We start from the raw sequence: 14,530 nt of genomic DNA on the forward strand, positions 1-14,530 counted from the left end.
TTCTTTATAAAATCGATCTTACCAATCCACCTTCAACCCGAATTGCAGCTCCATTTGTACCAGATGCTAATGGACTTGCATAGTAGGTAACGGTATTGGCAATTTCATCAACCGAAAGAAATCTCTGCAGCAAAGAGGTTGGACGCATGTTCTTAAAGAAATCGACTTCTACTTCGGCAACCGAAATGTTTCCTGCTTTTGCTAAATCTTCAATAAAAGTGCCTACACCCTGAGATTTAGTTGGGCCAGGAAGAATACTGTTTACTGTTACTCCAGTGTTCTTACTAAGCTCGGCCAGGCCTCTGCTAATGGCTAACTGTGCTGTTTTTGTCATCCCGTAGTGGATCATTTCATCCGGAATAAAAACTGCGGATTCGCTTGAAATAAATATGATCCGACCCCAGTTTTTCTTTAGCATTTTTGGAAATAGGTTACGGGATAGTCTGATGCCACTCATTACGTTTACTTCAAAAAACCTGAACCAATCCTCATCCGGTATTTCTTCAAAGGGTTTTGGTTCAAAAATACCTGCATTGTTAACGAGTATATCAATATCGGGAAGGCTTTTGATTAATGTATTCACTTCTTCAGTATTTCCGAAATCGGCAGCCAGGCCTGAAACATCTGCACCCTTTACAAGGCTTTTTAATTTTTCAACGGCATCGGCAACACCACGTTCGGCGCGACCGTTGATAATCACTTTTACGCCTTCTTTTAATAAGCTGTGTGCAATTGCAAATCCTATTCCTGCTGTAGAACCACTAATAAAAGCGACTTTACCCTGAAGTTTTAAATCCATAATCTAAATTTAAGTTAAAACAAATATACATTATGAAGATCGGAAGTAGGAGATAATTAAGCGCGTATCTGCGCATGCAGTTACGCGCTTAATTAAAGTTCTTATTTGGAGTAAGTAACTACCAAAGGAAGGTGATCTGAGGCATGAATATCATTTATAACCTGATGAGAGGCAACCTTAAGTTTACTTCCTTTTTTTAAGAGAATAAAATCAATCTCTTTATCAGGATTTACATCTGGGATAGTAGGTGCACAGTTCTGATCGCAGCTGCGGGTAAAATGTTTCTCCAATATAGCCATAGCAGGGGTAGTAGCGGTAAGGTTAAGGTCACCGGCTAAAATAACCTCTGTTTTCCTATTTCCCAATATCTTGTTGATCTCGGCAACTTGTAATAAACGGTGCTCATTATTCAGGTCAAGATGGGTACAGGCAAAGTCCAATTTGCTGCCATTTGGCAGTGTAACATTTACTATTGCCAATGAGCGTTGCTCTGCTTTTAGTCCTTCTTTAAACGGAAGGGGGAAACGCTCAGATTTGTTGATTTTAAATTTAGAGAGTATAGCTACACCATATTCTCCTCCGTCGTAATCTATTCCTTTTGAAAAGAAACTATACATGCCTGTTAATTCTGCCAGCTTTTTTACCTGATCAACATTACCGCTTCGCGGAGTTAATACATCCAGTTCCTGCAAAGCTACAAGATCTGGCGACTGACTTTTAATGACATCAGCTATTGCCTGAAGATCAATTACGCCTTCCTGAGCAGGTGGATTTGCGTGATGAATGTTATAGGTCATTACTTTTAAAGAGTCTGTATTTGTGCTATTTGCCATAGCAAGCATACTACAGTTACTTAGGGCCAAAATTACCACCAGATGTTTAAGATATGTTTTCATATATGTGTTATTATAAATTAATTTTTGCCTTCCCAATTAGGATTTTGTACCAGGTTCCCATTCAACTGAAGCTCTTGTATTGGAATTGGAAATAGATAGTCTCTGTCTTCACGGAACGTTTTTGGTGTGCCCGGATTAACCAATACGTTGCCACCGCTAGTGTTGTTCTCAAGKATGATCTCACTTCCTAGTTTCAAAAACTGTACTCCTGGTCCTGTGGGTTTGTTGCCAGTATAAATTTCCACATCAGTTGTCCCGTTTTTATCCAGATCATATTTACCAAGCCCCGGGAAATACATGCCTTTATACGGTTCTGCATTCAGGTGTCCTTCTTTCCATCTCATCAGATCATTCCAACGCAGGCTTTCCATTACCAGTTCAATTCTGCGCTCACGTCTAACTTCTAAAATCAAACCTTTGTTTCCTCCATTTACATTTCGATACTGTGCAGCAAGATAAGCATCGGGGTTAGCATTTGCAGCAACAATATTTAAATTGGGCATTGCAACTCTATCGCGTAATAGTTTAACTGATTTGTCAATATCTGGTTGTGTTGCTTCTCCCAGTTCAGCTTTTGCTTCAGCGAAATTTAGCAATACCTCTGCCATTCTAAAAATAGGCATATCGTTATCAGATTTATTGAATGAGTCATTTGCTTCGCTTGTTACGTATTTTATAACCTGGTAACCAGTAGTTGAGGCATTAAACTCGGGTACTAAAATTTTGGTATTTCCTATACGCGTGTAGCCAGGCGTACGGATGGTTTGTGCTAAGCGTGGATCACGGTTTTGTACTTCTTCGTAAAATTGGATCTTATTAAATTCCGGTTTGTCGGTAAACCTGCTGCCGTCTTTCATGAGGTAGGTGTTTACCAGACTTTTGTTTAAACCCGGCCTGCCATACGATGCCGTAATGGTATAATAATTTAAGTTATGCCAAACTTGCAATCCGTTACTAAAACGTCTGGTTAAAATAACTTCCTGATCTATTGCAGCTTTCGAGGCAAAGAGATCGAAGTAAGACTTTTCTGGGGTTGATTTATATATGCTATACGGACCTGTGGTCATTAATTGATCTGAAGCTGAAACGGCTTCGCGCAGGAAACGATCGGCATCTGGTAGCGAAAATTCAGAATGATATTTTCTGAATGTACCTTCAAAAAGACATATTCTGGATTTTAGTGCCAGCGCAGTCCATTTAGTTACCCGTTCTACATTCTTGCCCTCATCAGCATTAGCAATGGCAAAATCAAGATCCGCAAGTACAGAATCCATTACCTGAGCCCTTGGTGTGCGTGCTTTTGATAAGGCCTCTTCGTCCTCAAACGCAATGGTTTTTGAGTACCATGGTACATCACCAAATCTGGAAACTTTGTCGAAGTAAAAGTATGCCCTGAAAAACCTTGCTACTGCTGCATACTTTTTACCGGCTTCTGCAGGCATAATGTTGTCGTAATTTTCCAGAAAGTAATTGATCTTTCTCAGTTCAGTCCATGTCCAGCCACCTCCGGAAATAGGTACTGTACGGTTTCCTGTAATCAGCTCTCCAAGATCGGACTTTACCACGTTATCTACAGCCTCGTTATAGATGCCTTCGGCAGAGGGAATAACAGTATAGAAGGAATTGGTATAAAGTTTTAGATCGCTTTCTGTTCTGAAAAAAGCATCAGGTGAAATTTGAGCCAAAGGTTGCCTGTCAAGGAAGTCCTTTTTACATGCCGTAAAAAGGATGCAAAGGGCAATTATTGATATTTTTATATTTTTCATCTTAGTATAGTTAATAGTTAAAAGGATACATCTAAACCGAAAGAGTAAAGTTTACTGAAAGGATATACCCTTGCGTTTGGATCTGCAGTAGAATTGTTATAATCGCCGGCTGCTTGCTCTGGGTCGATATAGTTCGAGCGCAGTTTGGTGAAAGTAAACAGGTTCTCTCCACTTAAATACACCCTTACTTTTGACAACTTTATCTTTTTCAATAGGGTTTCGGGCATGCTAAATCCTATAGTTAGATTTTTTAATCTGATGTATGCCAGATCCTGTAAATACTTATCGTTTTTAACATTTAACTCTCCTCTGTCATTTAATGCCTCGTAACCCCGCAGTTTTGGGAAATAAGCATTTGGGTTTTGGGGAGTCCATACGTCACTTAGGAAGTCTTTATCTACGAAAGAGTAATATGGACGAGAGAAGGGACCCCAGAATTTATCGGCATTGTTTCCAGGATACCACTGTTGTTTTCCTATTCCCTGGAACATCACCGAAAGGTCAAAGTTACCCCAGTTGAATCCTGCGTTGATACCATAAGAATAACGAGGCAGAGAGTTCCCTATCACCTCCATATCTCCATGATCTGTTAGTGTGTTTTTTCCATTATTTACCACTCCATCGCCGTTGATGTCGAGAAATTTTATATCACCGGCAGATAGTTTAGCCCAGTTTCCAGGTGCTTTTAAGCGTTGTTGATTAACATAGTCCTGATTTACTTTATAAGCCTGGGCTTCTGCATCTGTTTGGAAGAAACCGCCTACACGATAACCCCAAATCTCGCCTATTTGTTGCCCCACATAGTAGTTGCTCAGCAGGTTGTTTGGATTATCAAATCGGGTGATCTCGGCAGTGTAATCTGATATGCCAAAGCCAACATTCCAGTTAAATGGTTTTCCGGCCAATGAGCCGTTCTGTGTCCAGTTTAGGGCAAGTTCCCAGCCCTTGCTTTGCAAATCTGCTGCATTTTGTTTTGGTGAAGCAGCACCGAAAACCGAGGATACAGTTTTTCCGGCTGTTAACATGTCGAAAGTATTTCGAACATAGTAATCAAATGTAGCAGTTAAACGATTATCCAGAAATCCTGCATCTACTCCAAAGTTTGCAGAAGTTGCTCTTTCCCATGTTAGGTTAGGAGAAATAGGAGTTGGAGAGGATAAATATTCAGTCTTTTTTCCATCAGTTATATAGTCTATAGTTCCACGGGATAGTAGTGGGATATAGCCATATTCTGCTGCTTCTTGCTGATTGCCGAGCGAACCATAGGATCCTCTGAATTTAAGCTCGTCAACAATTCCTTTTAAGGGAAAGAATTTCTCCTGACTGATACGCCATCCTGCTGAAATGGAAGGGAAAAATCCAAAGCGACTTCCCGGAGGAAATTTAGAGGTGCCATCATAACGTCCATTTATTTCTAAAAGATATCGGCCTTCGTAATCATAATTTACCCTAAAGAATCCTCCTAGCAATGCATATTCATTGGCATTTCCATTAGCAAGAACATCACCTGATCCAAGATCGAGATCATTTAGGTCTTGTGATATTAGGTCGTTTCTTTGTGCAAACACTCTTTTGTAAGTATTTAATTCCTGATTATAACCTAGTAATGCTTTGAAGGTGTGTTTGCCTAATGTTTTGGTATAATCTCCGAATATATTTACGACATGTGATTGCCTTGTGTAATTGGTTTCATAATACTGATCAAACCCAAACTGACTGATCACTCCGGGATATATTGACCATGGTGCCTGTGCTCTGCGTGCCCAGTTGCTCGATGGCTTAAAGGTATAGGTGTAGTTACCTTTTAGTTCCAGTCCTTCGGCTAAATGAGCATTTACGTTAAATAGGTTGATGAACTCATATTCTTTTTCGTTCCCTTTAGATTTGCCATGCAGCAAATCTGCAAAAAGACCATCGCCAATAGTGTAGTTGTTCAGTTCTGTACGATAGGTTGCTGTGCCGTCTGGATTCATTGGCAAATAGGATGGTAATGCGTGTACGGATACTGAAACAAAATTGGCATTTACACCCCATCCTGGATAATCGTAGTTAGAAGCGTTGAACTGTAAGTTATTACCAACGGTTAACCATTTGTTTACTTTGGTATTTACTTTAGCACGTAGGTTATAGGATTTGTACTTGTCCTGATTTATTTGCATCATTCCGTTTTTCTGATACATACGTCCGGAAAACAGAAAATCAGTATTTTCACTTCCGCCAGACACAGATAGGGTATGATCCATACTAGTCTGCCTATCACGGAATATGGTATGCCACCAATCAGTATCGCCATAATAAACATACTGGTCTTTACCTTTTCTGTTGTCAATAATGTAATCAGGAAGGCTTTTGTCGGTTCTGCGTCTTAACAGGTATGCGTAATCCTCGTCCGTATAACCTGTATATGAATTTCCTACTGCACGGATAAAGGCCTCATCGTTCATTTTTGCAGCATCATAAGCATCGGTCATAAAATCGGTACTTGTTGTTGGGGCTGTAAAACCAAAATTATTGCTGTAACTGATTGTAGTTCTGCCTTTCTTCCCGTTTTTAGTGGTTACCAGAACTACACCGAAAGCGGCACGGGCACCATATATAGCGGCTGACGAGGCATCTTTTAGTACGGAGATGCTCGCTACGTCTTTAGGGTTCAGGTTGTTTATTGAACCGGGAACACCATCAACCAATACGAGTGGACTACCGCCGCTACCACCACTGTTAATAGAGGTAAAACCACGTACATTAATCTTTCCATCTGATCCTGGTCTGCCGTCTCCAAAGGAGATATTTAAATTGGGAACGGCTCCTTGTAAGCCCTGGGTTATGTTGGCTATCGGACGATCTTCAAGCGTTTTGGTGTTTACAGTGGCTACGGCACCTGTCAGGTTCACTTTTTTCTGCGTGCCATAACCAACTACTACAACCTCATTCAGGTCGCTCTGATCTTCCAGCATTCTCACAATTAATGAAATTTGCTCGCCGGCTTTAATTTCATAATTCTTTAAGTTTTGCGTGCGAAAGCCAACGTAACTGATTATAAATGAATATCCTTTACCAGCAGGCAGATCGGTAAAGGTGAATAAACCTTTACTATCGCTGGATGTGGTTTTTTTTAGCTGAGTAGACTCGTTAACAGCCATAACAGAAACACCAACAAGTGGGAGGCCCTTTTCGTCGTTAATTGAACCGGTTACCTTGCCCCCCGTATTTACCTGGGCAAGACCCAGAGAGGTGATGCTGAGCCCTAGCAGAAGTAATAGGAGCCTTCTGCTAAAGCGTTTTAAAAAAAGAGTAATTTTTAACTGCATGATTTTGGTTGTTTAAAGTAGATTGTGATTTATTATGGTTTTTATTAAATGATGATTTCTTATTTTTCTTCTGTAATTTGATAAGAGCTATCAGGAAGCTCAGTTATAGTCAGGTTGTTTAGCAATGCGATTTTATTCAGTATTTCTTTCAGCTTGTCTGTTCCATTGAATTGCCCGGTTAAAAGGATTGGCTTTTGAACTTTATTGCAATTTATTGGTCGGTTATAGCGCTCTGAAAGTTCTGAGCAAACTTGCGCTAATGGTGTTTTATCAAATTCGAGTACCCCACCAACCATAGGAGCTGTGTTTTCAATTGCAGATGGTTTTGGTTTTTTTATTTGCATTTGTTGTCTTAAGCCTTGCTCAAACTGAGTAATTTTTACTTTTCCGGCAGCGTAGCGAAACTGCTGGCCAGGATAAAGTATAACCTGGTTGAATGGTTCTTTTGATGCCCCGGTTGCTCTTTCTATCATTATTTTTCCTTTAAAGAGTCGCACCTCTACGTTAGTTCCTTTAAAGGCTCTTACACGGAAGGAGGTTCCTAGGGCTGTGGTATTGATGCCTTCTCCTGTAACTGTAAATGGACGGGTGCTATCATGGGCTACATCAAACGTGGCCTCGCCTTGCAGCATTAGATTTCGTTGGCTTGGGGGGAATGGTTGTTGGTATTGAAGGGTGCTGTTCKGACTCAATTTAACAACGGAGCCATCTTTTAAATTGATTACCTGTGCCGTTGAATCGGAATTGTGTATTGTAATYTGCTTATTTTGAGACGCGGGTTGTTGATAAGATAGTTGTTGTTTATTTCCTTCTGGAACAAGGTATTTCACTGTAAGTATTGTTAGAACAGCGTAAGCCAGTACGGCAGCAACGGCTGTCCAATTGAATTGCTGCCACCATAGTATTTTAACACGCCCGGCTTCTATCCATTCTTCTTCCGGCAGCAAACGTTCTAATAAGCCCGGATCATTCTTAAGACAATTGTGTACATATTCTGCCTCAGAGGGGCTGCATTGTTGATTGAGGAATTTTTGAAGCAGTTGCTTGTCCATTTTGATCGCATTTATAATACTAATACGCAGCCAAAATGCTTTGCCTCTGCTCTTTACATAAATTTAATGTTATTAATATTTTGGTAACATGAGGGTCGAAGCGTGTTACAGGAAAAAAAAGAAAACATTGTCTCTTAATTTTCTCCTAAGGAGCTTTAGGGCTTTTCCGATATGGTCTTCTACGGTGCTGGTAGAGATAGACATCATTTGTGCAATTTCTTTATGGGAATACCCTTCGATCCGGCTTAGCTGGAAGACCTTTTTCCTTGCCGGAGGTAATGCCGAAATTGCAGAATGGATGTCGTCATTAAGCTGTTTTACCAGGGCATCATTGATTGCAGAAGGTTCTCCAACAACATCAAGGTAACCCATTTCTGTGCTTTTGCGTACGGCTAACCGTCTTATTTCATCAATCATTACTGTTCTGCAAATTCTGAATAGCTGTACATTTAGGGCTATATTTGGGTTTAATGCAGATGCATTTTTCCAAAGTTTAATAAAGCTCAACTGAGCCAGCTCTTCAGCGAATGTTACAGATCCGGTACGCTTGAATAAATAAGTATAAGCTTGACGATGGTAAGTGGAATAAACGTTCGAAAAAGCTTTATCACTACCGGCTATTAGATCAATAAGGAGAGCATGATCATCTTTCGGGTACATCTACATCATTTTGATCTGCAAAAAGAAACAAATAGTGTTGCAGAAAATATATAAACAGATTAATTTTTTGTTAAGTCTGCGCTGGTTCTGCCTTTGGCCCAAATATCTCTGATTGTATCTTCATCGCCATGTCCATTAGGCACGGCGGCACTGCGGTTATTGGCATCATACCATTTCTTATTGGTAAGTTTTGTAGTTTGTCTGCTCCCTGGCATTTCAAGAAATCCATTAGGATCAGCCTTTGCAAGCCAATTATAGGCATGGTGTAGCCAATCTCGACGGTATTGATCACTTTGCTTTGCAAACCAGCTGATCTCATCGTACCCCCAAACGTAAATATCTCCAACAGGTTTGCCCGGCGACTTACTTGCACCAAAGTTATCCAGCTCTGCCAAGTAGGGTAGGTGTTCGCATGTCCAGCCACTTGGAGTTATTCCGCCTTTGCTGCGGTTAAAAAGAGCGTCAGAATGCCCAACTTTAAGAATTGCTTCTTCCGGTTTTTCAGGTGTTTCCAGAATCCTTAAAGGGAAAGAATGAAAGTCCATAAGCAATTTGCCTTCGCGTACAAAGCCACCACTTGGAACATGTGAGTCGCATATCAGCATCTTTCTTCTGGCATGCTTAGCTGCATAACCTCTGATAAGATCTAATACCTGCGCATAATGATCAAGGTTCTTATCATTTTTATTCATTAACTCAACCTGGCCAAAGTGTATACCTTCTATGCCTGCATCAATATATGAAGCGGCAAGAAAATAGAAGAGTAGTTTTGTTTCAGATCTGCTGATGTCGGGCACGCCCGAATTTCCCCAATGTTTATTCATTCTTCCGTCCGCATAAAGTATATCTGAATAGCGGAAGTTTCGTTTTTCAACCGGAAGGCTGAGTGCTTTAAATGCCCATTCCGGTACAGGAACTTTTTCAATTTCAGGGGTAACGATTTCAAAGATACAAGCTTGTAAAATGATATCCGGATCTACCTGATGTACTCTAGCTGCCAGCTGTTTTTCCTGCTCAAAGTTCTTTAAAAGATCAGCTTCGCCTCCCCACTGGCAAACTGCGCGACCGATGAACTTAGCACCTATGTTTTTAATCATCCTTAAGTTATCGTCAAAATTGCCTTCTCCGGTAAGCATCCTTTGCATAGTTATTGAACGATCTAAATAATTTTCCAATACTTTTCTTGAGATCTTGCCTTTAAACTTATAGTCAGTTTTTTGAGGAGAAGTAGTTGCTGCTGTATGTATGCCTGCTATGGCAGAATTAATGAGGCAAATAAAAGTCAGCATTAATAAAGTTGACTTTAAAAACTTAGGGTTCATATAATCAATATTAGGGTGGTAGTGGTTGTTTATCAAACTTAACCAGTATGCGTATCAAATACTTATTATTGAATGTAAAGTTTGGTTTTTCCTGCCATGGGGTAAGGTATTTTCCAAAACGGATAAGGTCTTGTCTTCTTACCCCTTCCCAGAAAAACTCGCGCCCTCTTTCATCTAACAACTGGTCAAGTGTTACGGCAGTCCATACGGTTGCCTTCCTCACTAATCTTACCTGATTAACTAATGCTAAAGCAAGCGCAGGCTGTTGAGTTCTTAATAACGCTTCGGCCTTCATCAGTAAAACATCTGAATAGCGATAATACACCCAATCATTTTCAGGTATTCCTGTAGCTGAATTGGTATAGTCGATAGGATACTTGATTACGCGTATGCCCGCAACTTCTAATCTGTCTTTATCCCTTTCAATGATATTAACCTCAGGTGTGAATATCAAATTATTGCCTCTTCTATCCTTTATGGCAACTCCGTTCTGGTTAACTTGCTGCCCAACAAGGAAGCCAACTCTTACTCCGGATACGTTTGTAACACCCGGGTAGGCTGCACCTCTTCTGGAATCTACACTTTCAAACTTGTTGTAGAAGTCGGATAAGGTACAAAAGCCATTATTACCACTTGGATTTTGGTTGTAGTGTAAAGGAGCAACCCACATTGCATTCAGTCCGCCAGCATCTGATCCACCAACATTGCGTCCGGCAAAAACATTCTCCTTTGAGGCATCATTTGAAGGTGCAAAATTGTCGAAGTAATTTGCAGCCAATACATATTTGTTGGTGCCAATAATTTCATCAGCAAGACTGATAACTTTGGTCATATCTGCTGCATCAAAGGTTGGCGCTGCACGGTTTAAGAATGCTCCTTTGTTCAAATAACATTTCATGAGCAGCATACGAGCGGCATTTTTGTTGGCACTTGTTGTAGGACCATCTGGTAAATTAGGAATAATTGCCGTAATCTCCGTAATCAGGTAATTGATCTCATCGGCAGCATTTCTTACTCTCGAAGGTTGTGTAACATCCTCGCCCGGTTCTCTATAAGGTACCTGACCCCAGCCATCCAGAACAGCAAATTCTGAAAATGCACGAATGAATCTGGCTTCTGCGGCCTGTTGTGGACTAGGATTGAATTGAAGTACGCTGGTGGCAACATAACTTGCACTACCCAGGTCCCTGAATACACTATGAATACGGGTATGATCTGGTGCCCATTTGTGCAGATGGAGCGCTCTCCATGCACCATTGTCGTCCCAGTCTCCACCGCGGGTTGGAACAATGGCCTCATCAGTAGGGAATTCCTGCAATGCCCACCATCCATAAGGTCCCTGGAAAGGAGCCCTCATTGCATTATAGCTTGCATTTAGTACAGCTGCAACATTGCCGGAGCTTACACCACTGTCATTGATCTCGCCATTAAGTGTTTCATCAAGTTTTGTACAGCCCGCAATTGATAAAGCAGTAATTATTAAGGCTGTTATATATCTATTTTTCATGTCTGAGAATATTTAAATTAAAGAGAAAAATTAACCCCGAAATTGAACGTTCTTGCGGATGGGTAAGGCACATATTCTATACCTGCCGATGGAACGCCATTGATGCTCTTGTCAACATTTACCTCCGGATCAAAGCCTGAATAATTTGTAAGCACAAATAAATTTTGTCCGTTAACGTATATGTTTAATCCTTTAATTGCTTTTCCTATATTTCCAATGTTATAGCTTATTGTGGCATTCGCCAGTTTTAGGTAATCGCCTTTTTCTATATAGCGTGAAGAAGCAGAAATTGGATTAGCCAGTGATTCCTGTATGCCGGAATTTAACAGTGCCGATGCAACATTTCGGGTGCCTAAATTGGTAATTGGCAATACAGAGTTGGCGGTGTTGTTATACACATCTTGCCCTAAAGAACCATTAAAGTTAAGACCTAATGATAATTTTTTATACCTGAAATCTGTACTGATACCCAGGATTACACTTGGATTTGGGTTACCAACGTAATAATATGTAAAACCATCATCGGTGTATTTCGAAAATCCATTCTCATCAAGGCCCTCATAGCGGCGGGTAACCATAGCAAAAAGCGGCACGCCATTCTGGATCACTTCTAATGTTACATCGCTTAATCCCTGTCCGTTTAAAGAACCGGTATTAATAATTCCTGTAACATCCTGTACTTTGTTTTTTATAAACGTAGCATTACCACCTAACGACCAGCTGATGTTTTCTTTATCAATGATACTTCCATTTAATGTTAACTCAATACCATTGTTTTTGATTTTACCGGGAAGATTTACCCAGGTAACTGATGCTCCTGCAGCAGAAGGATAGAATGGTATTTGTGGAAACAACAGATCAGTAGTGGTTTTTCTAAAATAATCTACCGACCCTGTTAATCTGCTTTTAAAAAGACCAAAGTCTATTCCAATATTGGTCTGCTCATCTGCCTGCCATTYTAATTTATCATTTTTATTGTTTATCCCCGTTAAAGTTTGGCCTCCCTGGTCGTAACCAAAAGCATAACGCTGTTGTGCCGATCCGGATGGGAATTCCTGATTCCCTGTTTTGCCATAGCCAGCCCTGATTTTAAGCTGATCCAGCCATTCTGTTTCTGAAAGGAATGCTTCGTTTTTAATATTCCATGCAGCAGAGAAAGATGGGAAATAACCATACTTATTATCGGCACCGAACTTGGTAGAACCATCTGCTCTGAAAGTTGCCGTTAACAGATATTTATCTGCATAGTTAAAGATGGCTCTTGCAAAGTAAGACTGAAGTTGTGTTTTAGGGTCGTAGTATGAGCTCATCTTACGATTGGCCGGTGCAGTTGCCTGTAGTGCATCTGTATAATCCACAGGAATGTTTCCAAAACCTGTTGCATTCATGTTTGAACCCTTATTGATGTAGTTGGTATATTCATAACCAACAAGGGCATTCAGGTTTAAACGCGAGGCAATCTCTTTATTAAAAGTTAAGGTATTGGTAAATTGCTGTGTTATTAATTCAGTGCTCGAATAACTTGCGTAACCTCCCAAAAAGTTCTGATCTGGTTTTTCCTGTACGCCCTCCAGGTTAATAAAGCTACGGGTAGATGATCTTCTTACCCCCGTGCTATAGTTTATGCTGGCCAACATTCGGAATTCAAGCCATGGAGCAATTTTGTAATATGGTGAAATACTACCCAGGATGGTTGATACTTTTGATTTATCGTTATACGCTTCAGACATGGCTAAAGGGTTAACAATTCTACCATTCTCAATAAACAATGATCCGTCGGCATTTCTTAATGGTTGCGTTGGATTCCATGAAAGGGCCTGACTGATCAAACTACCTGTAAAACCTGCGTCTGTTGTGATAGGCGCAATGGTTTCATTGAACTGGCTACTCAAGAGGTTTACATCAAGCCCAAGGTTTTTGCTTTCCAGAAACTTGAAGTTTCCATTAAATGACCCGGTGTATTTTTTTAAACCTGTTTTTCTGATAATACCCTGCTGATCCTGATAGCCTAGTGATGCCCGATAGGTGTTCCCATCGCCGCCTCCACTAAAACCAATAGAATAGTTTTGGTTGTATGCAGTGCGCGTAATGGCGTCCATAGCATCTACATTGCTTCCAAAATCACCACTTGTAAGTCCATATTTATTCAATGCCGAACGATAGCCATCGCCGTCTAATACATCAATCTGGCGCATGATATTGGAAACACCAGTGGAAGCATTAACATCTAACTTTACACCACCGCTGGCGCCTCGCTTTGTTGTAATTAAAACTACACCATAGGCAGCCCTTGATCCGTAAATGGCTGTTGCGGATGCATCTTTAAGAATTTCCATAGAGGCGATGTCATTCGGGTTAATAAAGTTTAAAGGGTTTCCACCTGGTGCAGCACCAATACCTCCTCCCGGAGAGCTTTTAACCCCTCCAACGGTGCTTGGACTGGCCGATGGTCTGGCTGAACGACCATCAAGAGCAATTCCATCAACTACATATAAGGGTTGTCCGGAACCAGTCATGGCTGTGTTACCTCTTATCCTTACTGTTGTAGAACCTCCGGGTTGGCCACTGTTATTGATCATTTGTACCCCGGCAACCTTACCCTGAATGAGTTGGTCAGGTGCAATGAGCGGGCCTTTATTGAAATCTTTTTCGGCTAAAGTGGCTACTGCTCCGGTAAGGTCTTTCTTTTTCACCGATCCGTAGCCTATTACCTGAACCTCACTTAAATTATTTGCAGATTGTAATACAGGGTTTATTACATTTTTACCTGCAATTTCGACAGTTAAACTTTCCATGCCGACATAACTGAAGATCAACCGTTTTGCAGTCTGCGGGACTTGGATGGAGTATTTTCCATTGCCATCAGTAAGTGCTTTAACGTTTGTGCCTTCAACACTGACTGTAACACCAATTAAGGTGTTGTTGTCTTTATCTGATACTGTACCTGTAACTACTGACTGAGCTAAAGCTGCTGAACTGATCACTAATAGCACAAGTAGAACTACTGCTTTTTGCAGCATACGTACTCCGGGCCTGTTTTTTAAAACAATGCCGGTACTTTTTAATAAATAGTAATTCATCGTAAATTTTAGTTAGATTATTAGAATAAGAGTTGATTACAGTGATGATCAAAGTCTGCCCGACAAAAGCAAAGCGCATATAAATTCCCCGACGCGAATACGCCAAGAAAACAAGGGCCTGATTTTGCAGGATATACTAC

General features: G+C 40.7%; 9 protein-coding genes. All 9 read right to left on the minus strand.

Translation table 11 applies throughout. The features are described 5' to 3' along the window. Positions 1-4: 4 nt before the first annotated feature. The 9 genes from AC1DG9_RS04650 to AC1DG9_RS04690 all read right to left on the minus strand — a co-directional run bounded on the left by AC1DG9_RS04650 (position 5) and on the right by AC1DG9_RS04690 (position 14,390). Positions 5-799 carry an SDR family NAD(P)-dependent oxidoreductase gene (locus tag AC1DG9_RS04650; protein ID WP_172659533.1) on the minus strand — a complete coding sequence of 265 codons (795 nt, stop codon included), beginning with the start codon at positions 797-799 and terminating at the stop codon, positions 5-7. Positions 800-900: 101 nt separating this feature from the next. Then, the gene (locus tag AC1DG9_RS04655; protein ID WP_337716421.1) at positions 901-1,695 is read right to left on the minus strand and encodes an endonuclease/exonuclease/phosphatase family protein; all 795 of its coding nucleotides are present in this window, start codon (positions 1,693-1,695) and stop codon (positions 901-903) included. Positions 1,696-1,712: 17 nt separating this feature from the next. After that, on the minus strand, positions 1,713-3,461 hold the full coding sequence (locus tag AC1DG9_RS04660) for a RagB/SusD family nutrient uptake outer membrane protein (RefSeq protein ID WP_337716423.1): 1,749 nt from the start codon (positions 3,459-3,461) through the stop codon (positions 1,713-1,715). Positions 3,462-3,478: 17 nt separating this feature from the next. Then, the gene (locus AC1DG9_RS04665; protein ID WP_337716425.1) at positions 3,479-6,769 is read right to left on the minus strand and encodes a SusC/RagA family TonB-linked outer membrane protein; all 3,291 of its coding nucleotides are present in this window, start codon (positions 6,767-6,769) and stop codon (positions 3,479-3,481) included. A gap of 59 nt (positions 6,770-6,828) precedes the next feature. After that, positions 6,829-7,821, minus strand: coding sequence for a FecR family protein (locus AC1DG9_RS04670; RefSeq protein WP_477634350.1), 993 nt, complete (start codon positions 7,819-7,821; stop codon positions 6,829-6,831). A gap of 105 nt (positions 7,822-7,926) precedes the next feature. Further along, the gene (locus tag AC1DG9_RS04675; RefSeq protein WP_337716428.1) at positions 7,927-8,481 is read right to left on the minus strand and encodes an RNA polymerase sigma factor; all 555 of its coding nucleotides are present in this window, start codon (positions 8,479-8,481) and stop codon (positions 7,927-7,929) included. 59 nt (positions 8,482-8,540) lie between these two features. Continuing rightward, positions 8,541-9,803: a hypothetical protein gene (locus tag AC1DG9_RS04680; protein WP_337716430.1), complete on the minus strand. Its 1,263-nt coding sequence runs from the start codon at positions 9,801-9,803 to the stop codon at positions 8,541-8,543. Between the two features lie 10 nt (positions 9,804-9,813). Then, positions 9,814-11,310 (minus strand): RagB/SusD family nutrient uptake outer membrane protein, encoded by a 1,497-nt coding sequence (locus AC1DG9_RS04685; protein WP_477634351.1) that lies wholly within the window; start codon positions 11,308-11,310, stop codon positions 9,814-9,816. A gap of 17 nt (positions 11,311-11,327) precedes the next feature. Next, the gene (locus AC1DG9_RS04690; RefSeq protein WP_477634352.1) at positions 11,328-14,390 is read right to left on the minus strand and encodes a SusC/RagA family TonB-linked outer membrane protein; all 3,063 of its coding nucleotides are present in this window, start codon (positions 14,388-14,390) and stop codon (positions 11,328-11,330) included. Positions 14,391-14,530 lie beyond the last annotated feature (140 nt).

The organism is Pedobacter sp. 05L430 (genome assembly GCF_056397585.1).